This window comes from Mesorhizobium sp. YC-39 (genome assembly GCF_025753795.1).
Taxonomy (GTDB): domain Bacteria; phylum Pseudomonadota; class Alphaproteobacteria; order Rhizobiales; family Rhizobiaceae; genus Mesorhizobium.
Genome location: NZ_JAOWPS010000001.1, coordinates 480,307 through 505,033 on the forward strand (window position 1 = coordinate 480,307; position 24,727 = coordinate 505,033).

A 24,727-nucleotide genomic window follows, 5' to 3' on the forward strand; every position below is an offset into this window, starting at 1 on the left:
TTGGAGGAGCGAAGATGAAAATCGACGGCGGCTGCCATTGTGGTGCCATCACCTATCAGGCGGAGGTCGACCCGGAAAAGACCTCGATATGCCACTGCACCGATTGCCAGCAACTGACCGGCACTGCCTTTCGCGTGTCGGTACGAGTGCCGGAGGACGACTACAGGATCACCAAAGGCACACCCAAGGTCTACGTCAAGACCGGAGCGAGCGGCGCCAAGCGTGCACAGGGCTTCTGCGGCGAGTGCGGCTCGCATCTCTACGCCACGTCGGTCGGCGATGGGCCGAAGGTCTACGGCATCAGGGTCGGCACGGCACGCCAACGTGACGAACTGGTGCCCAGAGCCCAGTACTGGCATCGCTCGGCGCTGCACTGGCTGCCGGAATTTCAGGGCATGACGACCGTCGAGGAACAGTAGGCCAGCCGGCACCTCAGTCGTCGCCTTCGACAACCCTCAGCCTGAGCTGTCCGGTTTTCGAATCGGCGACACGCGGGCCGGGTTCTACCTTCGCGGCGGGAGCCCGTGACGCTGCGTCCGGGCCGGCATCGCCATCCGGCTGGGCTCCAAACTCCAGCGCCTCGATCTTCTGACCGCGCCTGGTCACCTTCGAAGTCGAGACGAGAATATCGTCGATGTCCTTGGCCGACTGGGTGAAATGCGTCTGCAGCCGGCGCACCCGTTCGTCGACGCGCGCAACGTCCTCCATCAGCCGGACGACTTCGCCCTGGATCAGATGCGCCTGCTCGCGCATGCGCGCATCCTTGAGGATCGCCTGGATGACTTGGATCGACAGCATCAGCAGTGATGGCGAGACGATGATGACGCGGGCGCGGTGCGCCTTTTGCACCACTGCCTCGAAATTCTCGTGGATCTCGGCGAACACCGATTCCGACGGCACAAACATGAAGGCGTTGTCCTGCGTCTCGCCCTGGATCAGGTATTTTTCCGAGATATCGCGGACATGAATCTCGATGTCGCGGCGGAAGGCTTGTGCGGCGACCTTCTGCAAATCGGCGCCATCGGCGGCGCGGATGGCATTCCAGGCCTCCAGAGGAAACTTTGCGTCGACGGCAAGCGCGGGCGCGCCGTTCGGCATCTTCACCAGGCAGTCGGGTCGGCTGCCATTCGACAAGGTCGCCTGGAATTCGTAGGCGCCATGCGGCAGCCCGTCGGCGACGATCGCCTCCATGCGCGACTGGCCGAAAGCGCCACGCGTCTGCTTGTTGGAAAGAATCGCCTGCAGCTGCACGACCTGACCGGCGAGCGACTGAATGTTGCCTTGCGCCGTATCGATGACAGCCAGCCGCTCCTGCAGCTTGGCAAGGCTCTCATGCGTCGATTTGGTCTGCTCGGTCATGGTCTGGCCGAGTCGGCCGGTCATGGCGTCAAGCCTCTGGCCGATCGACTGCGTCAGTTCGGCCTGTCGCGCCCCGAACACCTCGGCGATGGCGCCCATGCGTCCTTGCATTTCGGCCTGGCTTGCCAAGATGCCGGCCATTCGCGCCTCGGCATCGCGGGCGTGGTCGGCGGCTTCCGCGGCTGCCACCGCACGCGCCTTGGCCGACCGCCAGAGCGCCACGACCAGCGCCAGGAACAGGCCGAGAAACAGGACCGCGCCGAACGCCAGAGCGTGGCCGAGCGTGATCGTGGTGGCGCCGAGCCGGGCAACGGGTTCGGACAGGATTGATGTCAGGTCATTCATGTGGCCAGCATAGATGATTCGGCCCGCTGACACAGATCAAAACGTGAACGAGATCAAATCGCCCCCGGTTGACGCTTTTCGCATGACGTCTTAGGTGAGACGCCATGTCGATCAAGCCGCTCATCATCCTTCCCGATCCCGTTCTGCGCCAGGTTTCGAAACCCGTCGAGCGTGTCGACGCCTCTTTGCGCAAGCTGGCCGGCGACATGCTGGACACCATGTATGACGCGCCCGGCATCGGCCTGGCGGCAATCCAGATCGGCGAACCGCTGCGCATGTTGGTGATCGATCTTGCCAAGGAGGACGAGACGCCGGCGCCGCATCTCTTCATCAATCCGGAGATCCTCGAGAGCTCCGATCAGCGCTCGGTCTACGAGGAAGGCTGCCTGTCGATCCCGGATTACTATGCCGAGGTCGAGCGTCCTGCCGCCGTCCGCGTGAAGTATCTCGATCGCGACGGCAAGTTTCAGGAGATCGAGGCAGAAGGGCTGATGGCGACCTGCCTGCAGCATGAAATCGACCATCTCAACGGCGTGCTGTTCATCGACCACATCTCGAAGCTGAAGCGCGACATGGTGGTGAAGAAGTTCAAGAAGCTCGCCAGGGAGAAGGCGCCGGGCAAGCTGGTAGGGTAAGGCATCATTCGGGCAACCGGCGCAGAATCCATTTGAGCATTGGTTCCCAAGTTGATATCATTGATATCATCTTGGAGGTGCCGATGGGCGATATGCTGATCAGAAATATCCCCGAACCCTTGAAGCGCGAGATCGAGCAGGCGGCGCACAAGGGAGGCCAGAGCCTGTCGGGCAAAGCGATCGATCTGTTGCGCAAAGGCCTGGTCGCGGAAAGAGAAGCCAAGCCGGAACCGGGTCTTTCAGCGTGGGACGCGATTCGCTCGGCATTCGCCGCTGAAAACGCGATCGACGATGAGTTCGCAAAATTAATGGACGAAATCGAGGCGGAACGGAAACGCGACTTCGATCGCCCGGTCGAGGATTTCGAGTGATTGTCCTCGACACCAACATTGTCTCCGAAGCCAGCAAGTCCGCGCCAGATTCGAATGTCTCTGCTTGGTTTCGCAAACAGGATTTTCTTGAACTCTATATGTGTGGGCCCGTCATTATGGAGCAATCTTTCGGCGCCGAAAGATTTCTGAACAAGACAGGATCGGACCGTTATGTTCGCGTGCTCGACCATCTGATTTTGCAGCAGTTTGCCGGTCGTATCGTGGATTTTGCCGGCTCGGTCCCCCGGCTGGCTGGGAAGCTTCGCGCCGCCCGGGAGCAACATTGCCGCCCGATCAGCCTCCCTGACGCGATGATCGCCGCAATCTGCTTGTCGCATGACGCCACGCTTGCAACCCGCAATATCAGAGACTTCGACGGGCTTGACCTGAAGCTCGTAAACCCGTTTGAAGCGTGTGCCTGAGCCGATTTGACGGGGCAGGCAGAGGCCAGGATCAAGGAAAAATGCCCCTGCGCGTCATCTTCATGGGTACGCCTGAATTCTCGGTGCCGACGCTGCGCGCGATCACCGAGGCCGGGCACGAGCTGGCAGCCGTCTACACGCAGCCGCCGCGCGCCGCCGGCCGGCGCGGACTGGAGCTGACGTCGTCGCCGGTGCAGCGCGAGGCGGAACGGTTGGGCATCGAGGTCCGCACGCCAACATCGCTGAAGAGTGAGGTCGAGCAACAGGCATTCGCCGCTCTGCGAGCCGATCTCGCCGTGGTCGTCGCCTATGGGCTGCTCCTGCCGAAGGCCGTTCTGGAGGCCACCAGGTTCGGCTGCCTCAACGGCCACGCCTCGCTCCTGCCGCGCTGGCGCGGTGCCGCCCCCATCCAGCGCGCCATCATGGAAGGCGACGCCGAGACCGGCATGATGGTCATGCGCATGGAAGAGGGTTTGGACACCGGTCCGGTGGCATTGGTTGAAAAATGCGCCATCGCACCCGATATGACGGCCGGTGAATTGCATGACCGCCTGATGGCGATAGGCGCTTCGTTGATGGTGGAAGCACTCGCGCAGTTGGGGATAAATTGTCTGACATTTACCCAACAGGCAGCGGCGGGGGTGACCTACGCCCGAAAGATCGATAAATCGGAGACACGCGTAGACTGGACGCGGCCTGCCGGCGAAGTCCACAATCACATTCGCGGCCTCTCGCCCTTTCCGGGCGCGTGGTGCGAGGTCGACATTGGCGGCCGCCTGGAGCGGCTGAAACTGCTTCGCTCGACGCTCTCGGATGGCGTCGGCGAGTCGGGAGGAATTCTCGATGACCGGCTGACGGTCGCCTGCGGGTCAGGCGCCGTTCAGCTGGTCGAAGTTCAACGGGCGGGCGGAAGGCCTGCCGCCGCGCAGGAGTTTCTGCGCGGGGCCAAGATCGAAAAAGGAATGAGACTCTCATGAGCATGATGTCGATACGCGCGGCGACGCCGCGGGATCGCGAGGCGATCCGCCTCGTCGAGGAACACGCATTCGGCCAGCAGGCGGAGGCCGGGCTGGTCGATGCGCTGGTCACGGGCGGCGATGCCGTCGTCGAACTGGTGGCGGACGAAGATGGGCAAGTGGTCGGCCATATCCTGTTTTCCAGGCTTTTCGTGCAGAACGGTGGCAAGAGCTTCCCGGCGGTGGCATTGGCGCCGCTGGCGGTCGAACCGTCCTTCCATGGCACCGGCATTGGCGGCGCGTTGATCCGCGAGGCGCATATCCGCCTGAAGGAAGCCGGTGAGACGCTGGCCGTGGTGCTCGGCGATCCGGCTTACTATGGGCGCTTCGGCTACAGCCACGCGCGCGCCAAAGACTTCGAAAGCGAATACCAGAGCGAGGCGCTGCAGGCGCTGGCCTGGGGTGAGGCGCCCGAGGCCGGCAAACTGGCCTACGCTTCGGCTTTCACTGCGCTCGCCGCCTAGGCGAGCCGCAACAACAGGCATGCCGCGTTTTCGCCTCGACATCGAATATGACGGCAGCCTCTATGCCGGGTGGCAACGCCAGGCCGACCAGCCCTCGGTGCAGCAGGCGATCGAACAGGCGATCGAGAAGTTCTGCGGCGAGGAGGTCTCGCTGCGCGGCGCCGGCCGCACCGATGCCGGCGTGCATGCGACCGGCCAGGTGGCGCATGTCGATCTCGCCAAAGCCTGGCCTGACGACAAGGTGCGTGATGCCGTCAACGCTCATCTGCAGGCCGCCGGCGCACGCATTGCCGTCCTGAAGGCGGCCGCCGTCGCCGATGGCTTCGACGCGCGTTTCTCGGCGACCGGCCGCCACTATCTCTACCGCATCGTCAACCGGCGCGCCCCGGCGGCGCTCGACAAGGGCAAAGTCTGGTGGGTGCCGAAGCGTCTCGACGCCGGCGCCATGCACGAGGCGGCAAAGGTGCTTTTGGGGCGGCATGACTTCACCACATTCCGCTCGACCCAATGCCAGGCCGATAGCCCGGTGCGCACACTCGATCGGCTGGATGTTAGCCGCTCGGGCGACCTGATTGAAGTGAAGGCATCGGCGCGCTCCTTCCTGCACAATCAAGTGCGCTCGATGGTCGGCTCGCTGAAACGCGTCGGCGAAGGCGGCTGGACCATTGCCGACCTGAAGGCGGCGCTCGACGCGCGGGACCGTGCCGCCTGTGGCCAGGTGGCACCGCCCGACGGGCTGTTCCTCGTCGGTGTCGACTATCCTAAGATCGGCTAATCCGGCGCGCTGATGCCGAGCAGCGCCTGCAGGCCGAACAGAACGGCCAGCGAGGCCACGAACATCCCGGCAAAGACAGCGGTGCCGACGGCCGCTCCCTTGCCTATTGCCGCATTGGTCATTCGCCAGGTCAGCACCATCGACAGTGCAAACAAGAGCAGCGACACCAGTCCGGCCACCTCGTTGGTGGAGGACAGGAAAAGCCTGATCAGCGCCGACGGCAGCATCAACCAGGCGATAATCGCCGACGCCCAGTTGCTGGCGACGACATAGTGGACGAAACGGCTGCCAATGCCCGCGCGCGGCGCAACCAGGGCAAGGCCGACGAGCGGCAGCACCCAGGCGCCGACATCGACCGTCGCCAGGCGGATCAGCATGCTGAAGCGTCCCGCGAAGGCATTGGGATCGCCGATTTCGTTGGCAATGCCGACCCAGCCGACGACCAGCGCCGGCGCCGCCACGACGATGGCGAAAAAGGAATTCCAGAAACCGTCGGCCGAAAGGTCGAGCTGGCGCAGTCCATCGGCCTTGCCGAGCATCAGCCGCCAGGCGCCGGCTAGCGAAGCATAGGTTTCATCTGACGAAAGCATGATCAGGGCAGGCCTCGCTCGAACCAGTCTTCGATGAAACGCTGATAGATCTGCGTCAGCGTCTCGAGGTCGGCAAGTGCGACGCGTTCGTCGACCATGTGCATGGTCTTGCCGACCAGCCCGAATTCGACCACCGGACAATAGTCCTTGATGAAGCGCGCGTCGGACGTGCCGCCGGAGGTGGAAAGCGCCGGCCTCCTGCCGGTCACCGCCTTGACCGAACCGCCGAGTGCTTCGATCAGCCGGTCGTTGCGGGTCAGGAAGACGTGGCTCGGCCTGTCGCGCCAGACGAGTTCGTAGTCGACAGGCGTCTTCCTGCCCGTCCGGTATTTCTTGCGCTTCGCCGCCTGGTCGAGACGGTTGTGGATCTCCGCCTGGATCGTCTCGGCCGTCCATGTATCGTTGAAGCGGATGTTGAAGGTGGCGGTCGCCTTCGCCGGAATGACATTGGTGGCCGGATTGCCGACGTCGACGGAGGTGACCTCCAGATTGGTCGGCTGGAAATCCGTTGTTCCCTTGTCGAAGACGGGATGCAGCAAGCCATCGATCAGGCTCATCAGTCCGCGCACCGGGTTGTCGGCAAGCTGCGGATAGGCGGCGTGGCCCTGCCGGCCGTTTACGATGATGCTGCCGGACAGCGAGCCGCGCCGGCCGATCTTGATCATGTCGCCGAGCGCCTCGGGATTGGTCGGTTCGCCGACGATCGAGGCGTCCCATTTCTCGCCCTTGGCGGCGGCCCATTCGAGCAGCTTTGTCGTGCCGTTGATTGCCGGCCCTTCCTCGTCGCCGGTAATCAGCAGCGAGACCGAGCCCTTCGGGCCGCCTGTCTTGTCGACATGGCGCGCCACCGCCGCGATGAAGCAGGCGATGCCGCCCTTCATGTCGACGGCGCCGCGGCCATACATCTCGCCCTTGGCGATCTCGGCGGCGAAGGGCGGGTGTGTCCACGAGGACTCATTGCCAACCGGCACCACATCGGTATGGCCGGCGAACATCAAATGCGGGCCATTGCCGGAGCGCCGCGCATAAAGGTTCTCGATATCAGGCGTGCCGCCTTCCGAAAACACCGGGCGCTCGACGGAAAAGCCGAGCGGCTTCAGCATGTCTTCCAGCGCGCTCAGCGCACCGCCCTCGGCGGGCGTCACGGAGGCGCAGCGGATGAGGGCGGCGAGATTTGCAGCAGGATCGGTCGGCAACGTCATGGGCAAAAGCGATAGTCGAAAGCGTAAGGCCTGTCACGGCCGGACATGAAGGCCAGGCCAATGGCCGACGATATCGCCGACATTATGGTTTTCATGTCGTATAGTTGCAGGCCAGGGTGAGTTTATCGCATGGCCAGGGAAGAAAAAACGATCGCTATTGCCGGCGCCGGCAGTATCGGCGGCTATGCCGGCGGTTGTCTGATGCTCGCCGGGCGCAAGGTGATTCTTCTGGCGCGGCCGCGCATCGAGGCGGCGTTGCGCAAGGATGGCTTGCGAGTCAGCGACCTCGATGGCCGCGACCGCCGCATAGCGCCGGAGGCACTCACCGTCACCGCCGATCCGGCGGCCGCCATGTCCGGCGCCGATATCGTCCTGGTAACGGTCAAGAGCGGTGCGACCGAAGATATGGCGGCGCTCATTGCCGCCCATGCCCGTCCGGATGCGATAGTGGTCAGCCTGCAGAACGGCGTCAGCAATGCCGGGAGGTTGCGGGCCGGGCTTGGCCAGCGGCGCGTGTTCGCCGGCATGGTGCCGTTCAACGTGATCCAGTCACCGGATGGCGAATTACCGCTTCGCGTGCATCGCGCCAGCGAAGGCAAGGTGATGATCGAGGAGGGGACGGCCGGCCTTGCCGACCTGCTGGATGTCGATGGGTTTGCCGTCACCACGCATGGCGACATGAAAGCGGTGCAGTGGGGCAAGCTGCTGATGAATCTGAACAATGCGCTGGTGGCGCTGTCAGGCTTGCCACTGGCAACGGAACTTGCCGATCGTCGCTGGCGCCTGATCCTGGCCGGCCAGATCGAAGAGGCATTGGCGGCGATGAAGGCCTCAGGCATCGAACCGGCGCGGATCGCCGGCTTGCGCCCGGCGCTGCTGCCAAAGGTGCTGCGCCTGCCCGACTGGCTGTTCAAGGTCCTGGCGCGGCGGATGCTTGCAATCGACGCCGCGGCGCGCTCGTCGATGTGGGACGATTTGCAGCACGGCCGGGCGACGGAGATCGACGAACTGCAGGGTGCGATCCTGCGCCTGGCCGACAAAGCGGGCACGCCGACGCCGCTGATAAAGCGGATCACAGCGCTGGTGCGTGAGGCAGAGCAGGAGAAACATGGATCGCCCGGCCTGACACCGGATGCCATCATGCCGGCGAAGGCCGCCCAGTCGGCCTGATCGTCAGTTCGTGGCCCGCCGATGCGCCCAGTACCGGCCCTTGCCGGTACGCTTGGCTTCGTAGAGCGCATGATCGGAGCAGCTGAGAAGAATTTCCGGATCGCCGCCATCGACAGGCGCGAAGGCGCTTCCAATGCTCAATCCGATGCGTATGGCGGTGCCGACGCCAAGGTCGAACGGCCCCGAGATCTTCTCGATGGCGCGTTTTGCCAGATAGGTGGCCTCGATCTCGGATGTGGCGGGCAGCAGGATGACGAATTCGTCACCCCCAATGCGAAAGACCACATCGACCGGCCTGAAGGCGCGTTTCAATCGTTCGGCAACCTTGCGCAGCAGCATGTCGCCGATCGCGTGGCCGAAGCGGTCATTGACCTGTTTGAAGCCGTCGAGGTCCATGCTGAGAACGGCGAACGGCCTGCCGCCATTCGCCGCCGGCGCGGCGAGCTCGCTGCACATATCGCGCAGTCTTTCCTGGAGGAAGATGCGGTTTGGCAGCCCGGTCAGCGCGTCCTTGATCGCCAGATCGCGATTGTCCAGTTCGGCGCGGATCATGCGCGCGTTGATCGCGTGATTTTGAAGCAGCACGATGATCACGCCGGCCACGTAGAACGGCATCTGAATTCCGACGACGAACATTCCGGGCGCCGGGGAAAACAGCGCGCCGGCCACGTAAGGGAGGCTTACGACCAGCATCACGAATATGGCGTAGCGTGGTGTCGCTGCGTTGCGTGACGACACCACTCCAACGACGCCTGCGACATTCAGGGCAGCAAGCACGGCCAGCGCCGTGTGGCCGCTGGCGATGCAGCCATAGCAGCCGAGGCCGAAAATGACCGACCATGCGCCGCCGGCGGCCATGAGGGCTGCCAGCGGCCCCGTTGTCCCGCGCCCGCGCGCCTGCTCGCATTGCCGCATCAACACGAAGCGGAAGGCAAAAAGGATGAGGTCGGCCACGATCCAGGCATAAGGCCACCAGTCGCCGGTGGCGACAGCGCTGAGCGCCAGCACCAGGACGCTGATGGTGCCGAACAGGACAGCGAATTTGCGGTCGAAGGTGGTGTCGAGAAGCCGCGCACGGACAGCGTCCGGTTCCACGCTCATCGGCGAAGAGAACCAGGCGAACAGCCGGGCGCCGGCGCTTCGCTCGTCGCGCGTCCTCGGCTTGGGCAGGGCTCCGTCGTGTGCCAGTCGAGCGCTCCGTGTCGGTCGACACAGTCTCCACGGGCATGCTGGACCAGGCTGATTAAGATTCGCTTAGAGTCTCTGTTCCACGCGACCGGAGCGTGACCGCTGCTTCCCGGCAGCGCTTTCGATCAACGTGATCTTCTGCCAGATCTTTCGCGACAGGTTGGAAGCCAGGTTCTCGATGTCGTTGACGCCGTTGATCACCACATCATCGTTCACCGACTGCGCAAAGAGCGCGGCGATCTTGCCGGTGATCGACAGCATTTCGGAGCAGTAGTCGAGATAGCGGGCAAGGTCGGCGGCGTTGGTGATGCGCGCAGGTGAATGCGCCGTCGGCTTGAAATGGGTTGAAAGAGCGGCCGGATCCTTGGTGAGCTGGTGCATGTCGATGACATGGATCAGCGATCGCAAACCGTGAAGCTCGCGAAACACGCGTTTGCGCTTGATGCGCTCTTCGCTCCGGACCAGGGTCAGGAAGCCGAGCGCGGCGAGGAGGATCATGTTGACCGACGATTCGATGCCTTGCACCGACTGGATGGCATCGTGGGTTCGCGAGATGCGGCCGAGCGGCAGGATGGTGCCGACGAACAGGAACATCAGCGCACCGATGACAATGGCGGCGACAATGACGCCGCGCAGCCACCAGATCGGCGCTTCCAGCGCCTTCGCCGACCTCGCCAGGTCGCGTGATAGCGACACGAGTTCGGCAGCGACGCCACGCAGGCCTGCATTGGGAAAACGCTCGGCGACGCGCTCTTCCAGCCGCTCGGCGGTTTCGATGATCAGTTTCGAATCAAGCGTGCGGTAGCGCATGGCGAGACACTCGATCGATCTTCAGGGTTCGGCGATGCTCAGGGTTCGGCGGGTGCATTGGTGCGTTTGCCATAGCGGTTGGGTCCAGGGTCGCTACCGAAACAGGCCAGGATAATGAGGAGAATGGGACCGATGATCAGCGAGATCAGCGCGAAATAGGTTGGCTTGCCGAAGTCATGGAATCGCTTTGCCGTCACTGCAAAGGACGCCCAGGATGAAACCAGCAGGACGATCCAGAAAACCAGCGCCCAAGTCTCGCCGGCGGCGGAACCGGCCTCAACCCTTGCAATCTGGTAGAGCGGAAAGAACTGCGCAAGAATGACCAGCAACCCCGTCAAGGCATACGCACTAGGGCTCAACCGTCCCGAGAGACTGAAGAAGAGCCATAGAAATTGTGGTCTGTCGGACAATCGGGTCAGCTCTCTTGCGGAAAGATCAATCGCGCAGCAATTCGTTGATCGAGGTTTTCGAACGGGTCCTGGCGTCGACACGCTTGACGATGACAGCGCAGTAGAGGCTGGGGCCGGGCTCGTTGTTTGGAAAAGGCTTGCCCGGCAGCGAACCGGCGACGACGACGGAATTGGCCGGCACCTCGCCGTAGAAGATCTCGCCGGTGGCGCGATCGACGATCTTGGTCGACTGGCCGATGAAGACGCCCATGCCGAGCACCGAGCCTTCGCGAACGATGCAGCCCTCGACCACTTCGGAGCGCGCGCCGATGAAGCAATTGTCCTCGATGATGGTTGGACCGGCCTGCATCGGCTCCAGCACGCCGCCGATGCCGACGCCGCCCGACAGATGCACGTTCTTGCCGATCTGGGCGCAGGAGCCGACCGAGGCCCACGTGTCGACCATGGTGCCGCTGTCGACATAGGCGCCGACATTGACGAAGGACGGCATCAGCACGGCGCCCGGCGCGATGTAAGCCGAGCGGCGCACGACCGACGACGGCACGGCGCGGAAGCCGGCCTTCTCGAAATCGACGGCGCTCCAGCCGTCGAATTTCGACTGCACCTTGTCCCACCACACGGCCTGGCCGGGGCCACCTTTGATGATCTCCATCGGATTGAGCCGGAACGACAACAGCACCGCCTTCTTCAGCCACTGGTTGACATGCCATTTGCCGTCGGCCTGGCGCTCGGCGACGCGTAACGTTCCGCGGTCGAGCAGGTCGAGCGCCGACTGGATGGCGTCGCGCGTCGCGCCGCGGGTCGCGGTCGAAATCGCGTCGCGTTCCTCGAAGGCTTTCTCGATGGTCTTTTCGAGGCTCGCGAGATCCGGCTTCGACATGAATTCGCTCCATTACCACGCTGTTAAGGGGCCACGCCTTAACCTGTTTTGAAAGTCGCCCGGACCCCGACCAGACTTCGCACGCTTTGTCTGCTTAGGTCTTTGCATTAGCAGGTTCTTGTCGCAAAACCGCGGGACACTTTTGCGGAACCTGCTTATGTGAAGGCTTGGTGAGGGTCAATCGCGGCTGCGTCATGGGACGGCGCAAGTGAAGAGTTGGACGGGTAGAACAATATGAATCCTATGGAAAAGGCGGGATGGACGCCGCTGCCGCATTCGGATGAGGATCTGGAGCGGTCGAAAAGCGTGCCGGACACGCCGCAAACGCGCGCCGATACCTACCGGCTGGCCTGGAACGACCCCGACTTCATGACGCGGCGCGAATTGCGCGCGGTCAGGCTGCAGCTTGAACTGTTGAAGCCGGAGATGATCCTGGCCGAACGCGGCATCCGCTCGACGGTCATCCTGTTCGGCGGCGCGCGCATTCCCGAGCCCGGCGGGGAAGCCTGGGCGGCCAAGAACGAGACGCAGAAGAAGAACCTCGAGAAAAACAGCAAATACTACGAGGAGGCGCGCAAGTTTGCCCGCCTCTGCTCGCAGCAGTCGGCTGCTTCCTATTATCGCGAATTCGTCGTGGTGACCGGCGGCGGGCCTGGCGTCATGGAAGCCGGCAACCGTGGTGCCCACGATGTCGGCGCACCGTCGATCGGCCTCAACATCGTGTTGCCGCACGAGCAGGCGCCGAATGCCTATGTAACGCCCGAACTCTGCTTCAACTTCCACTATTTTGCCGTCCGCAAGATGCATTTCGTCATGCGCGCCAAGGCGGTTGCGGTATTCCCGGGCGGCTTCGGCACGATGGACGAATTCTTCGAGACGCTGACGCTGATCCAGACCGGTCGCATGGAGCGCGTGCCGGTGATCCTCTTCGGCAAGGCTTTCTGGAAAAAGGCTATCGACCTCGATTTCCTCGCCGAGCAAGGCACGATCACGCCCGGCGACCAGGACATCATCGATTTCGTCGATACCGCCGACGAGGCCTGGGAAATTATCAGCCGCTTCTACAAGCTCTGAACACTATCCACATCAAGCGATGACTTCGACAATCGTGGTGAGAAAGCTGGCAAGATCGTCGGTGACGAAATCCACATCGTCCTCATTGGCCGGGTCGCGTTCCCAGATTTCCGAGAAGGTCGGCTCGAAATTGCGCGGCACCACCAGTACCGTGGTCATGCCCAGCGATTTCGGCACGGACAAGTTGCGGGCCAGATCCTCGAACATCACCGCGTTGTGGCCGGTGATGGCGTGGAGTTCAGCGAATTTCTCATAGCTCTGCCGCGCCGGCTTTGGCGTGAGCCCGGCGGCGACGATATCGAAAATATCGTCGAAATGCTCGAGGATGCCGAGTTGGCGCGCGGTACGTTCGGCATGCTTGCGATCGCCGTTGGTGAAAATGAACTTGCGGCCGGGAAGCTGGCGGATCGCGGTGCCGAGAACCGGATCGGGCACCAGCCAGGAATAGTCGATGTCATGGACCTTCTCGAGAAAGTCGTCGGGGTCGATGCCATGGCGCGTCATCAGCCCGTTCAGCGTCGTGCCGTATTCCTGGTAGAGTTCCTTCTGCAGCTTGCGTGCATCCTCGCGCGGCAGGGTCAGCAATTCTCCGACATAGGCTGTCATCTTCACGTCGATCTGCGAGAACAGATTCGAATGATGCGGATAGAGCGTGTTGTCGAGGTCGAACACCCAGTCGGTGACATGGGCAAAACGGGCGGGGTCGGGGAGCGTGGTCATGCGATCCTTATGGCACGAAACGATGCCTTTGGCAGAGGCTTTATCCACAACTTATGCGCGTCTCGGGCGGCGAAAGTGGCGCCACGATTCAAATTTTAGGCATCGCCGAAAGGTGGCATTCAGGGCTTGCTGGCACAGAGACGGTCCAGTGGGAGCAAGCGATGAATCGCATATTTCTGAAGTCCGCCGCCGTCGCTTTCGCCTCCCTCGCGGCCTCGCTCCTGCTGACGCTGATCGTCGTCCCGGCCATGGGCTTTCCGATCAACCGCACCATCTGGCTGACATCCACGGTCTGTCCACTGGCTCTCGCCTGGATCGCCGGCGCCTACACGTTCTGGCAAGGCGAGAGGCTGAAAAGCGCTCACCGCGATCTCGCCCGCGCCCATGCCCAGCTCGCCGCCGCGCACCGACGCCTCTCGGAAAAGGCGAGCCGCGACGACATGACCGGCATGCTCAACCGCGAGAGCTTCTTTGCCGCGCTCGACGGCTCGCGGCGCAAATCCGATCGAGGTGCGTTGCTGATCATCGATGCCGATCACTTCAAGAAGATCAACGACAGCTTCGGCCACCTGACCGGCGATGACGCGCTGCTTCTGATCGCCGCCGCCATCGAACGTGGCGTACGCAGTGACGACGTGCTCGGCCGCATCGGCGGCGAGGAATTCGCCGCGTTCCTGGTCGGCGCCACCGACCAGGAAGCCAAACGCGTCGCCGAGCGCATCCGCCGCGAGGTCGAACTGATCCGCTTCCGGCCGGTCGACGAGCGGGTCATACCCCTCACCGTCAGTATCGGCGGCACCCTCTGCGGCGAGAATGTCGCCGTGTCGGAGCTGATGCGCGCCGCCGATCAGCGCCTCTATCAGGCCAAGCACCGCGGTCGCAATCTGACCATCCTGGACATCTCCGAGGCTGCCTGAACGGTCGCGCCATTAAGACAATCCTAACCTAATTCAAAATCAGGCCATCCGTTTACGCGCTCTAAGCAGGTTCCTGGCTAGGTTTGGCATGGATTTGGCCTCTCTTGGCGAGCATGTGCCGTTGAGGGAAAGCCATGCGAAGCCCCAATCGAGAGACGTATCATGAGTTTCTTCACCAAAAAGATGTCGCGCCGCATGATCATGCAGGCGCTGATCGCGTTGCCGACCCTGTCGCTGTTCCGCAGATTGCCCGAGGCCACCTCCACCAATGCCGATCCGGACGCAATCGTCGAGATCAATGGCTGGATCCTGAAGCGGAGCGACCTCGCGTGATCTTCGACAGCTACGAGACGTTCCGAGCGGCCAATTTCAACCCCAAGGTTTGCATTCTGGGCTCTGGGCCGGCCGGCACCACGATCGCCAGGAAGCTTGGCGCCGCCGGCGTTCCGGTTGTGGTGCTTGAGGCTGGTTCCCGCGAGTTCAGCGATGATTCGCAGGATTTTTACCGTGGCACCACGGTCGGCGATCCCTATTTCGATCTCGACATCACCCGGCTGCGCTTCCTGGGTGGCAGCTCCAATCACTGGGCCGGCTGGTGCCGGGTGCTCGACAAACAGGATTTCGAGCCGAAGGCCTGGGCGCCGGATACCGGCTGGCCGATCAGCCGCGCCGACATCGAGCCCTATCTGTCCGAAGTCCACGACATTCTCGAATTGCCCGACTTCCGGCCGGATGTGCCGATCTCGGACGACATTCGCTGGGTGCAGCTGATCAAGAGCCCGGCCGTGCGCTTCGGTGAAAAATTCGCCGACGAACTCGACAAGAGCAAAAACATCGCCGTGGTGCTCAACACCTACGCCACCGAACTTGCCGGCGACGGCAGACGGGTGACCGGCGCCAAATTATGGTCTAACGGCCAGGATGCCGGGTCCTTCACCGCCGCCTATTTCATCGTCTGCACCGGCGGGCTGGAGAACTCACGGCTACTTCTGTGGTCGAACCAGCGCTCGAACGGCGGTGTGGTGCCGAATGCCGCCGCGCTCGGCCGCTACTGGATGGAGCATCCGACCTTCGAAGGCGGCAATGCCATCCTCGCCGACTACAGCGAGTTCGAGGTCGATGCCACCAACGAGGCCTTCTTCTCGCCGACGCTCGCCGCCATGGAACGCCTGAAGATCATGAATTTCGGCATCCGGCTGATCGAGACGCCCTATGCCGGCATCAAAAGCCTGGTCGCCGATCTCGCTTGCACCGCGCCCGACATGGCCGAATGGGTGGCCTATCAGCTCAGCCAGAATCTGCGCTGCGCCGCTCAGCTCTATGTCGCCTGGGAGCAGGCGCCGCAGGCGTCGAACCAGATCGAACTGTCGAAAACCGATGTCGACCATGCTGGTGTGCCGCGCATCGAACTGCACTGGAAGAAGTCGGAGATGGAACACCGCACCCTGCTGGAGGGATTGAGGTTGTTCGGTACGACGCTTGTTCAGAAGAATCTCGGACGGGTCCGCATCGCCGACTGGATCGTCAATGGCGGGGATTATCCGACGAATGAGGAACTGGCCGGCCACCACCATATGGGCGGTACCCGCATGGGCACCGACGCGACCAAGAGCGTGGTCGACGCCAATTCAAAGGTGCACGGCATGGACAATCTCTATGTCGGCGGCTCCTCGGTGTTCTGCACGTCGGGCGAATGCAACCCGACGACGACGATCACCGCATTGGCCTGCCGGCTGGGTGATCACCTCAGCAAGGTGATCGCTGTGTGATGGTTCGGCTCACATGACAGGGCGTGCCGGCGCTGGACGGCGCAGGCACAGCCGTCAGCTCAAAAGCCGTATATGGCGATGCGCACCAGCACGGCTGCGGCGGCCAGCGCCACTTGCCCGGCTGAAAGCAGAGGCCGGCTGAGCTTTCAGACGGTTGCCGGGTCGAGCGCAGGCTTGCCCCTGTTGCGTCCGACGATAGCGGCCATGTCGGCGGTCTGGAACGCGTCGCGCAGCGCGTCGAAGGACGGCAGCACGAAATAGGCGCGCTGGAACTTGTCGATCTCGTAGCCGGTGCGCATCACCGTTTCCAGATCGAAGGGGACATGGTGGGCATCGCTGCTTTCGACGGCGAATTGCAGTTCGGTGAAGGACGACATCAGTCCGGCGCCGAACGCTTTCAGCGGTTGGCCGGCCTCCTGCATCAGCCCGTACTCGGCCGTATACCAATAGAGCCGGGTGATCATCTCGTCGCCGCCAAGCGCGATCACATCCTCTGCCTTCTCGCCATACATCTGCATGAAATCGGCGAAGACCGGCTGCGTCAGCGCCGGCACATGGCCGAAGAAATCATGGAACATGTCCGGCTCGACGATGTAGTCGAGCTCCTGACGTGTCCGCAGCCAGTTGGTGACCGGGAAACGGCGGTTGGCGAGGTGGTCGAAGAACGGTGCCGCGGGGATGAGACCCGGCACGGCGACGATCTCCCAGCCTGTGAGCTTGCGCAGCTTTTTGCTGACCGCGCCGAAATCCGGGATCCGGTCGAGAAGACCAAGCTCGGCGACGCCGTCGAGATAGGAATGATGCGCGAGCTTGCGCGTCAGTTTCGTCTGGCGGCCGCACAGCGTGCGCCACACCGCCTGTTCGTCGGCGCTGTAGTTGTACTCCTGCGCCACGGTGAAATCGGCACAGCAGACCGAATAGTCGCCACGCAGCCCTTGCGCCGCGCATTCCCTGGCGTAATCGGCAACGCTCATCGTCATGGCTGTTCTCCTTCGCAATCATGGCCAGTGGGCTTCTCGCCAAAGACTACGCAAATCCGGCGAGGCAAATCAGCCTTGATGATGGCCCAAACGCAGGGTTTGAGGTAAAACTTACCACTTAGGAGCTGTCGGAGAGTGAAAATGCCTCAGTTTGATGATTTCGAGATCAAGATGCTCGATATCCTGCAGCGCGACGGGCGCAAGCCGGTATCCGAACTGGCAGAGCAGATCGGCCTGTCGACGACACCTTGCGCTCGCCGATTCGAGGCCCTGCAAAGCGCCGGCATCATCAAGGGCTTTGCCGCCGTGCTCAGCCGCCGCGCCGTCGGTCTGATGGTCGAGGTCTTCATCCAGGTGCGCCTGGTCAGCCACAGCGATGGCTCGCCGGAAAGCTTCATTGCCGCCGTGCAGCGCATGGACGAGGTCTCGTCATGCTGGACGATGACCGGCGACCACGATTTCCTGCTGCATGTGATGGTGCCGTCGGTCGACGAGCTCAATGCCTTTGTCATGCACCGGCTGATGCGGCTCGCCGGCGTGCGCGACGTCCACACGCAGCTTGTGCTGCAGAATATCAAGGGGCCGGGCCATGTCCCGCTCGGCCATCTCAGGAAGTAGCAGCCGTCGCGGAGCATTTCTGCGGAAAAGCTGCACGCAAACTGCTGAAAGGGGTCAATTCCGGATCCAGATCGCCGACTAGGACATGCGGACCGTCATCGCGAAAGGTCCGTCATGAAAATCGTCCTGATCAATCCGCCGCATACCGCCATCGGCAGCCGGGTACCCGACGACCATCTGCCGCCGCTCGGCCTGCTGGCGCTGGGCGGCCCACTGATCGACGCCGGTCATGAGGTGCGGCTGGTCGACGCCGAGTTCGGGCCGATGCCTCTCGCCACGCTTGTCCACGACGCCTTGAGCGACCATCCCGATTGCATTCTGATTGGTCATTCCGGTTCGACCTCGGCGCATCCGACGGCGTTGCAGATCGCGCGCATGATCAAGGATCTCGGCCCGGCGACAATTGTGATCTATGGCGGCGTGTTCCCGACCTATCACTGGCGCGACATCCTTGCCGAAACGGACGTCTTCGACATCATCGTGCGCGGTGAGGGCGAGGCGACCATCGTCGCGCTGGTTGAGGCGCTGAAAAAGCGCCAGCCGCTTTCCGATGTCGCCGGTATTGCCTTTCGCGATGATTTGCACCGCCCCTTCGCCACCCAACCGGCGAGGACGATCGTCAATCTCGACGAATACCGCGTCGGCTGGGAGTTGATCGAGCACAACCGTTACAGCTACTGGGGCGGTAAGCGCGCCGTGGTCATGCAGTTTTCGCGGGGCTGTCCGCATCTGTGCAATTATTGCGGCCAGCGCGGTTTCTGGACACGCTGGCGGCACCGCGATCCCAGAAGGTTTGCGCAAGAGATCGCCTGGCTGCACCGGGAGCATGGCGTCGAACTGATCAACCTTGCCGACGAGAACCCGACGTCTTCGAAGAAGGCCTGGCGCGCCTTCCTCGATGCCATGATCGCCGAGAACGTGCCGGTGCTGATCGTCGGTTCGACCCGCGCCGACGACATCGTGCGCGATGCCGACAGCCTGCATCTCTACCGCAAGGCAGGCGTCATCCGCTGGCTGCTCGGCATGGAGAACACCGACGAACAGACGCTGCAATTGATCCGCAAAGGCGGCAGCACCTCGTCCGACCGCGAGGCGATCCGGCTGCTGCGCAAGCACGGCATCCTGTCGATGGCGACCTGGGTGGCGGGCTTCGAGGACGAGGGTTTTCGCGATCTTTGGCGCGGCTTCCGCCAGCTCATCGCCTACGATCCGGACCAGATCCAGGCGCTCTATGTGACCCCGCACCGCTGGACGCCGTTCTTCCGCATCGCCAGGGATCGCAAGGTGATCCAGCCGGATGCCCGCCTCTGGGACTATAAGCACCAGGTTCTGGAGATGACCCGGCTGAAGCCCTGGATGCTGTTCTTCAGCGTCAAGCTGATCGAACTGGCGGTGCAGTCGCGGCCGAAAGCCCTGGCGCGCATCCTGTTCCACAAGGATCCGGAGCAGCGCCATTCGATGCGCTGGTACACGCGGATGGGCCGCCGCGTCTGGTTCCGCGAAGTCTGGGGCTTTCTTGCTCGCGACGGCCGCCTGAAGGACGGCCCGACACTTGCCGAATTCTGGGGCGCGCCGCAGGACGGGGAAGAAGAATCGATGGTGTTCGTGCACCCGGCGCGCAAGCTGACAGCGCCAGGGATTACGATTTCGCCGGGCGCCTGACCGGCTCTGGCCAATTTCATAAAACATACGCAACGTATGCGTATTGACATACGGAACGTATGCACCCACTTCGGGGATACGGGGCGTATGTCAATGACCGCCCCGGCCTGCCTTGTTTGAAACGGAGTGAATAATGACCAAACGCGACGCGATCTTCCCTGCCGGTCGGCAGGCCCTCTACGAGATCAACCGCTATTCGGCGGCGATCCGCTCGGGCGACTTTCTGTTCGTCTCGGGCCAGGTCGGCAGCCGCGAGGACGGGTCGCCCGAGCCGGTCTTTGAAAAGCAGGTCCAGCTTGCCTTCGACAATCTCGCGGCAGTGCTGAAGGCCGCCGGCTGCACGTTTGACGACATCGTTGACGTGACCACTTTCCACACCGATCCAGCCGCGCAGTGGAACGCGATTAACGCCGTTCGGCTGAAGGCGATCGGTGAACCGCCCTACCCGAACTGGACCGCAGTGGGGGTGAATTGGCTGGCGGGCTTCGATTTTGAAATAAAGGTCATCGCGCGCCTTCCCCAGCCCAGCTGATCGGCTGGCGGGCGAGCGACCAAGGGGCCGCTGCCACTCACGGCACGATCAGCGTGCCGGCGCCGTGTTCGGTGAACAGTTCGAGCAGCACCGAATGCGGCGTCTTGCCGTTCAGGATGACGACGCCTTCGACGCCGCGCTCGATCGCCTCGATGCAGGTCTCGACCTTGGGGATCATGCCGCCAGACACCGTGCCGTCCTTGATCAGGGCTTTCGCCTCGGCGACCGTCAATTCGTCGATCAGCTTCTTGTTCTTGTCGAGCACGCCGGGCACGTCGGTGAGGAATAGCAGGCGTGTCGCCTGGCAGGCACCGGCGATAGCACCGGCAAAGGTGTCGGCATTGATGTTGTAGGTGTGGCCGTCGCGGCCGGGCGCCACCGGCGCCAGCACCGGGATCATTTCGGAACGCGCCAGAAGGTCGAGCAATGTGCGGTCGACCTCGACCGGCTCGCCAACGAAGCCGAGATCGAGCACGCGCTCGATATTGGAGTCCGGATCGATCATGGTCTTGCGCGCCTTTTCGGCGAAAACCATGTTGCCATCCTTGCCGCATAAGCCGATCGCCCACTCGCCCTCGGCGTTGATCAGCGCGACGATCTCCTTGTTGATCGAGCCGGCCAGCACCATCTCGACGATCTCGACGGTCTTCTGGTCGGTGACGCGCAGGCCGCCCTCGAACTTCGATTCGATGCCCATCTTGGTCAGCATCGCGCCGATCTGCGGCCCGCCGCCATGCACAACGATCGGGTTGACGCCGGATTGCTTCAACAGCGCGATGTCGCGGGCAAAAGCCTTGCCGAGCTCAATGTCGCCCATGGCGTGGCCGCCATATTTCACCACCACCGTCTTGTTCTCGTAGCGCTGCATATAGGGCAACGCCCGCGAAAGCAGCGCGGCCTGCATTTCGGCGGTGGCGGCGATGTCCGTCATCGACATGGTTCCCGGCTTACTGGAAAGGACGGCGGCGTCTTAGCCGGAATTACGGCAGGCCGCAAACGGCTTTGCTGTCACAATGATGAAATCGCCCTGCCGTCAGGCCGGCACCTTGAGCGGCGGCCGCCGCGTCAGCCACCCCGAGATCTTCTCCATCTGCGCGGCGAAGGACAAAAGTGTCTCCTCGTCGCCGGGGCGGCCGGCGGCCTGGATGCCGAGTGGCAGCCCGGCCTCGGTAACATGGACAGGCAGCGCGATCGACGGCTGGCCGCTGACATTCTGGATCGCCGGCCAATGGGTGAACCACAGGCTCTTGTCCATCAATTGGCCGAGCAGCGGTTTGAACTTCAAAAGGCGGGTGAGATGCAGCCTGTCCAGCATATTCTCGATGAACTCATCGGCACCCTTCGGATCCATGGCGCCGCAGGCCAGCGGCGGGTGGGCAATGATGGGCATCAGCACGGCGTCATATTGCGCGGTTTCGCTGATCAGCCGGCGCGATGTGGCGTGCAGCCGCTGCAGGCCGGCATAGATCTCGCCGGCCGAGGCGATTTCACCGAGCCGGCCGATCACACGCGTGGCACGTTCGAGGTCACCGGAAACGGAGCGACCGACGCGCGCGCCTTCAAGGCGCATCATGCCCGCCACCGCCGCCGCAACGGTCTTGCAGAAATCGGCCATGAAATCGCGATCGATATAGGGCAGGTCGATCTCCTCGGTGGTGTGGCCGCCTTCGCGCGCCAGCGCCACGGCCGTGTCCAGCGCCGTCTGTGTCTCGGCCGATATCGGCAGGTCAAGCGGCGATTTCCGATAGACGGCGAGCTTGAGCTTGCCGGGGTCGCGCACTGCCGCGGCGGCAAACGTGCCCTTCGGCGGTGGCGCCGCATAGGGCGACAGCGGATCGGGTCCGTGGGTGAGATCAAGCAGCAGGGCCGAATCCCGGACCGAGCGGGCAAGCCCGTGGTCGACGACCAGGCCGTACCAGCTTTCGGTGACCAGCGGCGTCAGCGGCACGCGGCCGCGCGCGGTTTTCAGCCCGACCAGCCCGGTGCAGGCGGCCGGAACGCGGATCGACCCGCCGCCGTCCGAGGCATGCGCCACAGGCACGACGCCGGCCGCGACCAGCGCCGCGGCACCCCCAGACGAGCCGCCGCTGGTATGCGCCGTGTTCCACGGATTGCGGGTAATGCCGAAAGCGGCCGATTCAGTCATCAGTCTCAGCCCGTGTTCGGGCGAGGTGCTGGTGGCGATCGGGACAAGGCCGGCGGCCAGATGGCGTTCGGTCATCACCGAGTTGAAGTCGGCGGTGAAGGGAGGAATGCGGCTGCCAGAATGCGTCGGCACCCCCTTTATGGCGATGCCGAGATCCTTGATCGCAAAGGGCACGCCGGCGAGCGGCAGATTGCTGTCGATGGTTTTCGCCCGCACCCGCGCCGCCTCATAAAGCGGCTCGGCGATGGCGTTGATATCCGCACGCGTGGCCTCGGCCCGGGCAATTGCCGCATCGACAAGCTCCGGCGCCGAAATCTCGCCCTTGCGCACTAGGCTGGCCAGGCCGGTTGCATCATGCTCCCACAGGGCTTGTTCGACCGACATTCCTGCGTCCCCACCATTGGCAAAGCTAGCTTGCGGCAGTTTCCTTGGCAATCGAAGTACAAATGCCGGCGTATGGAAGCGTTCGGCCGTTGCAAATACATTGCAATCTTCTAATTTGGCAGCCGATGACGCCGCAGGACATCACCAAGCTGATTGTCCGGACTTCGATGAAGGATCGGGCCGCGTTCGATCTGCTCTACCGGCAGACCAGCGCGAAACTTTTCGGCGTCTGCCTTCGTGTATTGAATGACCGGGGAGAAGCTGAAGAGGCGCTGCAAGAGGTCTTCGTCAAGATATGGACGAAGGCGGATCGCTTTGCTGTCTCGGATCTGAGCCCGATCTCCTGGCTGGTGGCCATAGCGCGCAATCATGCGATCGATCGCATCAGGGCGCGCCGCAAGCCCACCGCAGATATCGACGCCGCGCTCGACGTGGCCGATCCGGCGCCGGGACCGGAGGCCATGGTTGTGGCGGGCGGTGAAGCCGAGCGCATCTATCATTGTCTCGATGAATTGGAAAAAGACCGGGCGGCGGCCGTCCGGGGCGCCTATTTGAATGGCGAAAGCTATGCCGAACTGGCGGAGCGCCATGGCGTGCCGTTGAACACGATGCGGACCTGGCTGCGGCGCAGTCTGCTGAAACTGAGAGAATGCCTGGAAAGATGACGCTGGCAGAGGACAACGGACCGGAACGTGGAGGCGACGACCTGCTTGCCGCCGAATACGTTCTTGGCGTTCTGGCGAACGATGAGCGCCAGATTGCGTCCCGTCGCGTCGATACTGAATCCACCTTCGCCCGCCTCGTCGATACCTGGGAAGTATACTTTTCGCCTCTCGCCAACGCCTATGCGGCGGTGGAGCCTTCAGCTTCCGTCAAGGTGGCCATCGATCGGCGGCTGTTTGCCTCGACGCCAGCCAGGTCCGCCGAACCTCGGACCGGCCTCTGGGCGAGTCTCGGTTTTTGGCGCGGCCTTGCCACCGCGGCGCTGGCAGCGCTGGCGATCTATATCGCCGTCCCCTATGTCAGCCCGCCGGTTGAGCAGGAGCGGCTTGTCGCCTCGCTGGCCGCTGACGGCAGCGATGTCAAATATCTCGTCGTCTATGATGCGGCCAGGCACGATGTCGGCCTCTCCCACGTTTCGGGCGAGCGCGCCGCCGGCAAGGATTTCGAGCTGTGGATGATCGAGGGCAACAACAAGCCGGTCTCGATGGGCGTCATCCCGGCCGGCGCGGCCACGCACCTCACAGTGTCGCCAGCCGTGCAGCAGAAGCTTGCGCAAGGCGCCGTGCTCGCGGTCAGCGTCGAGCCGACTGGCGGTTCGCCGACTGGCCAGCCGACCGGTCCCGTGGTCGCGGCGGGTGATCTGAAGGGCATCTGACGGCTCTAGTCCCATTTCCGCTGAGATTCATAGATTCTAAGTCTATCTTCTGTTGCGTCGCGCTCTCGCAAGCATAAATTGCGAGGTGTCGTTCGTTCAAAAATCCTGCTTGCGTTTGCGATAAAATGAAATTTTTTGCTGAGCGCCGAAACTCATCCGATTACACCTCGTATCTCCCTGTGTTCCCGAAAGAGGCGAACAATAACCTGAGGAGATTGAAACAATGCGTAAATTCGCCACCCTTTTGCTTGCCGGTACGGTCGCCGTTTCGGCTCTTGCCACCGCGGCCTATGCCCAGAATCCGATGGTCGGCGGCGCCGCCATGTACGCCACCAAGAACATCGTCGAGAACGCCGTCAATTCGAAGGACCACACGACGCTGGTCGCGGCCGTCAAGGCCGGCGGCCTTGTCGAAACGCTGCAGAGCGCCGGCCCCTTCACCGTGTTCGCGCCGACCAACGAAGCCTTTGCAGCACTTCCGGCTGGCACCGTCGAGGCCTTGCTCAAGCCCGAAAACAAGGACAAGCTGGTCAAGATCCTGACCTGCCACGTCGTCGGTGCCAAGGCGCTTGCCGCGGATGTGACCAAGATGGTCAAGGACGATGGCGGTGCCCACAAGGTCAAGACGGCCGGCGGTTGCGAGCTGACGCTCAAGACCGACGGCGGCAAGGTCACCGTGACCGACGAGAACGGCAATGTCGCCAACGTCACCATCGCCGATGTCGAGCAGTCCAATGGCGTCATCCACGTCATCGACAAGGTTCTTCTGCCGAAGATGTAACGAAAGGCCCGCTGCCAGCGAAGTATGGCCAAGGCTCCTCGCCGATCGCGTGGGTGTGTTCCCGTGACCTGCGCCGTCGGCAAGCGTACACTCCGCATCGTTGCTCCAGGCTTGGAGCCGGTGCGGAGT

The 24,727-nt window shown here is 62.9% G+C and carries 29 protein-coding genes; 18 read left to right on the forward strand and 11 right to left on the reverse strand.

What is annotated here, in order from left to right; genetic code table 11:
* Nucleotides 1–14: 14 nt before the first annotated feature.
* Nucleotides 15–419 (forward strand): GFA family protein, encoded by a 405-nt coding sequence (locus tag OHD62_RS02310; protein ID WP_263780612.1) that lies wholly within the window; start codon nucleotides 15–17, stop codon nucleotides 417–419.
* 13 nt (nucleotides 420–432) lie between these two features.
* Here the strand turns inward: OHD62_RS02310 and OHD62_RS02315 are convergent, their stop codons facing one another.
* Nucleotides 433–1,704: a DNA recombination protein RmuC gene (locus tag OHD62_RS02315; RefSeq protein WP_263780613.1), complete on the reverse strand. Its 1,272-nt coding sequence runs from the start codon at nucleotides 1,702–1,704 to the stop codon at nucleotides 433–435.
* A 104-nt stretch (nucleotides 1,705–1,808) separates the two neighbouring features.
* Between OHD62_RS02315 and def the strand changes: the two genes are divergently transcribed.
* The 6 genes from def to truA all read left to right on the forward strand — a co-directional run bounded on the left by def (nucleotide 1,809) and on the right by truA (nucleotide 5,387).
* A complete protein-coding gene (gene def, locus OHD62_RS02320; protein WP_263780614.1) occupies nucleotides 1,809–2,339 on the forward strand; it encodes a peptide deformylase in 531 nt (176 codons plus the stop codon).
* Between the two features lie 83 nt (nucleotides 2,340–2,422).
* Nucleotides 2,423–2,710, forward strand: coding sequence for a plasmid stabilization protein (locus tag OHD62_RS02325; RefSeq protein WP_263780615.1), 288 nt, complete (start codon nucleotides 2,423–2,425; stop codon nucleotides 2,708–2,710).
* Nucleotides 2,707–3,132 (forward strand): type II toxin-antitoxin system VapC family toxin, encoded by a 426-nt coding sequence (locus OHD62_RS02330; RefSeq protein ID WP_263780616.1) that lies wholly within the window; start codon nucleotides 2,707–2,709, stop codon nucleotides 3,130–3,132. Before OHD62_RS02325 ends, OHD62_RS02330 begins: the two co-directional genes overlap by 4 nt.
* A gap of 41 nt (nucleotides 3,133–3,173) precedes the next feature.
* Nucleotides 3,174–4,109, forward strand: coding sequence for a methionyl-tRNA formyltransferase (gene fmt / locus OHD62_RS02335; protein ID WP_263780617.1), 936 nt, complete (start codon nucleotides 3,174–3,176; stop codon nucleotides 4,107–4,109).
* Nucleotides 4,106–4,612 carry a GNAT family N-acetyltransferase gene (locus OHD62_RS02340; protein WP_263780618.1) on the forward strand — a complete coding sequence of 169 codons (507 nt, stop codon included), beginning with the start codon at nucleotides 4,106–4,108 and terminating at the stop codon, nucleotides 4,610–4,612. Before fmt ends, OHD62_RS02340 begins: the two co-directional genes overlap by 4 nt.
* A gap of 19 nt (nucleotides 4,613–4,631) precedes the next feature.
* Entirely contained in the window at nucleotides 4,632–5,387 is a 756-nt protein-coding gene (gene truA, locus OHD62_RS02345) for a tRNA pseudouridine(38-40) synthase TruA (RefSeq protein ID WP_263780619.1), read from the forward strand.
* Here the strand turns inward: truA and OHD62_RS02350 are convergent.
* Entirely contained in the window at nucleotides 5,384–5,977 is a 594-nt protein-coding gene (locus tag OHD62_RS02350; RefSeq protein WP_263780620.1) for a transporter, read from the reverse strand. The two genes, truA and OHD62_RS02350, sit on opposite strands and share 4 nt — an antisense overlap.
* 2 nt (nucleotides 5,978–5,979) lie before the next feature.
* Nucleotides 5,980–7,179, reverse strand: a complete 1,200-nt coding sequence (gene dapE / locus OHD62_RS02355; RefSeq protein ID WP_263780621.1) for a succinyl-diaminopimelate desuccinylase — start codon at nucleotides 7,177–7,179, stop codon at nucleotides 5,980–5,982.
* A gap of 129 nt (nucleotides 7,180–7,308) precedes the next feature.
* On the opposite strand from dapE, the gene OHD62_RS02360 reads away from it, so the two are divergent.
* A complete protein-coding gene (locus OHD62_RS02360) occupies nucleotides 7,309–8,349 on the forward strand; it encodes a 2-dehydropantoate 2-reductase (protein ID WP_263780622.1) in 1,041 nt (346 codons plus the stop codon).
* 3 nt (nucleotides 8,350–8,352) lie between these two features.
* Here the strand turns inward: OHD62_RS02360 and OHD62_RS02365 are convergent, their stop codons facing one another.
* The 4 genes from OHD62_RS02365 to dapD form a co-directional block, all read right to left on the reverse strand.
* Nucleotides 8,353–9,450: a sensor domain-containing diguanylate cyclase gene (locus OHD62_RS02365; RefSeq protein ID WP_263780623.1), complete on the reverse strand. Its 1,098-nt coding sequence runs from the start codon at nucleotides 9,448–9,450 to the stop codon at nucleotides 8,353–8,355.
* A 153-nt stretch (nucleotides 9,451–9,603) separates the two neighbouring features.
* Nucleotides 9,604–10,347 carry a hypothetical protein gene (locus OHD62_RS02370; RefSeq protein WP_263780624.1) on the reverse strand — a complete coding sequence of 248 codons (744 nt, stop codon included), beginning with the start codon at nucleotides 10,345–10,347 and terminating at the stop codon, nucleotides 9,604–9,606.
* Nucleotides 10,348–10,385: 38 nt separating this feature from the next.
* On the reverse strand, nucleotides 10,386–10,838 hold the full coding sequence (locus tag OHD62_RS02375) for a DUF805 domain-containing protein (protein WP_263780625.1): 453 nt from the start codon (nucleotides 10,836–10,838) through the stop codon (nucleotides 10,386–10,388).
* Nucleotides 10,783–11,637, reverse strand: coding sequence for a 2,3,4,5-tetrahydropyridine-2,6-dicarboxylate N-succinyltransferase (gene dapD / locus OHD62_RS02380; RefSeq protein ID WP_263780626.1), 855 nt, complete (start codon nucleotides 11,635–11,637; stop codon nucleotides 10,783–10,785). The genes OHD62_RS02375 and dapD overlap by 56 nt, the downstream gene beginning before the upstream one ends.
* A 234-nt stretch (nucleotides 11,638–11,871) precedes the next feature.
* Here dapD and OHD62_RS02385 point away from each other — a divergent pair, with 234 nt between their 5' ends.
* Entirely contained in the window at nucleotides 11,872–12,711 is an 840-nt protein-coding gene (locus OHD62_RS02385; RefSeq protein ID WP_263780627.1) for an LOG family protein, read from the forward strand.
* Between the two features lie 12 nt (nucleotides 12,712–12,723).
* On the opposite strand, the gene OHD62_RS02390 is transcribed toward OHD62_RS02385, so the two are convergent.
* Nucleotides 12,724–13,431, reverse strand: a complete 708-nt coding sequence (locus OHD62_RS02390) for a pyrimidine 5'-nucleotidase (RefSeq protein WP_263780628.1) — start codon at nucleotides 13,429–13,431, stop codon at nucleotides 12,724–12,726.
* Nucleotides 13,432–13,592: 161 nt separating this feature from the next.
* Here OHD62_RS02390 and OHD62_RS02395 point away from each other — a divergent pair, with 161 nt between their 5' ends.
* The 3 genes from OHD62_RS02395 (at nucleotide 13,593) to OHD62_RS02405 (ending at nucleotide 16,117) form a co-directional block, all read left to right on the forward strand.
* A complete protein-coding gene (locus tag OHD62_RS02395) occupies nucleotides 13,593–14,348 on the forward strand; it encodes a GGDEF domain-containing protein (protein WP_263780629.1) in 756 nt (251 codons plus the stop codon).
* Between the two features lie 162 nt (nucleotides 14,349–14,510).
* A complete protein-coding gene (locus OHD62_RS02400; protein ID WP_263780630.1) occupies nucleotides 14,511–14,681 on the forward strand; it encodes a hypothetical protein in 171 nt (56 codons plus the stop codon).
* The gene (locus OHD62_RS02405; RefSeq protein ID WP_263780631.1) at nucleotides 14,678–16,117 is read left to right on the forward strand and encodes a GMC oxidoreductase; all 1,440 of its coding nucleotides are present in this window, start codon (nucleotides 14,678–14,680) and stop codon (nucleotides 16,115–16,117) included. The genes OHD62_RS02400 and OHD62_RS02405 overlap by 4 nt, the downstream gene beginning before the upstream one ends.
* A 146-nt stretch (nucleotides 16,118–16,263) precedes the next feature.
* Here OHD62_RS02405 and phhA read toward each other — a convergent pair whose 3' ends face one another.
* Nucleotides 16,264–17,097, reverse strand: coding sequence for a phenylalanine 4-monooxygenase (phhA, locus tag OHD62_RS02410; RefSeq protein WP_263780632.1), 834 nt, complete (start codon nucleotides 17,095–17,097; stop codon nucleotides 16,264–16,266).
* Between the two features lie 141 nt (nucleotides 17,098–17,238).
* Between phhA and OHD62_RS02415 the strand changes: the two genes are divergently transcribed.
* From OHD62_RS02415 to OHD62_RS02425, 3 genes are all read left to right on the forward strand, one after another.
* On the forward strand, nucleotides 17,239–17,715 hold the full coding sequence (locus OHD62_RS02415) for an Lrp/AsnC family transcriptional regulator (RefSeq protein ID WP_107649228.1): 477 nt from the start codon (nucleotides 17,239–17,241) through the stop codon (nucleotides 17,713–17,715).
* Nucleotides 17,716–17,829: 114 nt separating this feature from the next.
* Entirely contained in the window at nucleotides 17,830–19,377 is a 1,548-nt protein-coding gene (gene bchE, locus OHD62_RS02420; RefSeq protein WP_263780633.1) for a magnesium-protoporphyrin IX monomethyl ester anaerobic oxidative cyclase, read from the forward strand.
* Between the two features lie 133 nt (nucleotides 19,378–19,510).
* The gene (locus OHD62_RS02425; protein WP_263780634.1) at nucleotides 19,511–19,909 is read left to right on the forward strand and encodes a RidA family protein; all 399 of its coding nucleotides are present in this window, start codon (nucleotides 19,511–19,513) and stop codon (nucleotides 19,907–19,909) included.
* 37 nt (nucleotides 19,910–19,946) lie between these two features.
* On the opposite strand, the gene argB is transcribed toward OHD62_RS02425, so the two are convergent.
* Together argB and OHD62_RS02435 are read right to left on the reverse strand one after the other, a co-directional pair.
* Nucleotides 19,947–20,840 carry an acetylglutamate kinase gene (argB, locus tag OHD62_RS02430; protein ID WP_008872872.1) on the reverse strand — a complete coding sequence of 298 codons (894 nt, stop codon included), beginning with the start codon at nucleotides 20,838–20,840 and terminating at the stop codon, nucleotides 19,947–19,949.
* A 102-nt stretch (nucleotides 20,841–20,942) separates the two neighbouring features.
* Entirely contained in the window at nucleotides 20,943–22,439 is a 1,497-nt protein-coding gene (locus tag OHD62_RS02435) for an amidase (RefSeq protein ID WP_263780635.1), read from the reverse strand.
* Nucleotides 22,440–22,564: 125 nt separating this feature from the next.
* Here OHD62_RS02435 and OHD62_RS02440 point away from each other — a divergent pair, with 125 nt between their 5' ends.
* The 3 genes from OHD62_RS02440 to OHD62_RS02450 all read left to right on the forward strand — a co-directional run bounded on the left by OHD62_RS02440 (nucleotide 22,565) and on the right by OHD62_RS02450 (nucleotide 24,598).
* Nucleotides 22,565–23,104 carry a sigma-70 family RNA polymerase sigma factor gene (locus tag OHD62_RS02440; RefSeq protein ID WP_263780636.1) on the forward strand — a complete coding sequence of 180 codons (540 nt, stop codon included), beginning with the start codon at nucleotides 22,565–22,567 and terminating at the stop codon, nucleotides 23,102–23,104.
* The gene (locus tag OHD62_RS02445; RefSeq protein ID WP_263782270.1) at nucleotides 23,101–23,817 is read left to right on the forward strand and encodes an anti-sigma factor domain-containing protein; all 717 of its coding nucleotides are present in this window, start codon (nucleotides 23,101–23,103) and stop codon (nucleotides 23,815–23,817) included. The genes OHD62_RS02440 and OHD62_RS02445 overlap by 4 nt, the downstream gene beginning before the upstream one ends.
* A gap of 223 nt (nucleotides 23,818–24,040) precedes the next feature.
* Nucleotides 24,041–24,598 carry a fasciclin domain-containing protein gene (locus tag OHD62_RS02450; RefSeq protein ID WP_263780638.1) on the forward strand — a complete coding sequence of 186 codons (558 nt, stop codon included), beginning with the start codon at nucleotides 24,041–24,043 and terminating at the stop codon, nucleotides 24,596–24,598.
* Nucleotides 24,599–24,727: the final 129 nt, after the last annotated feature.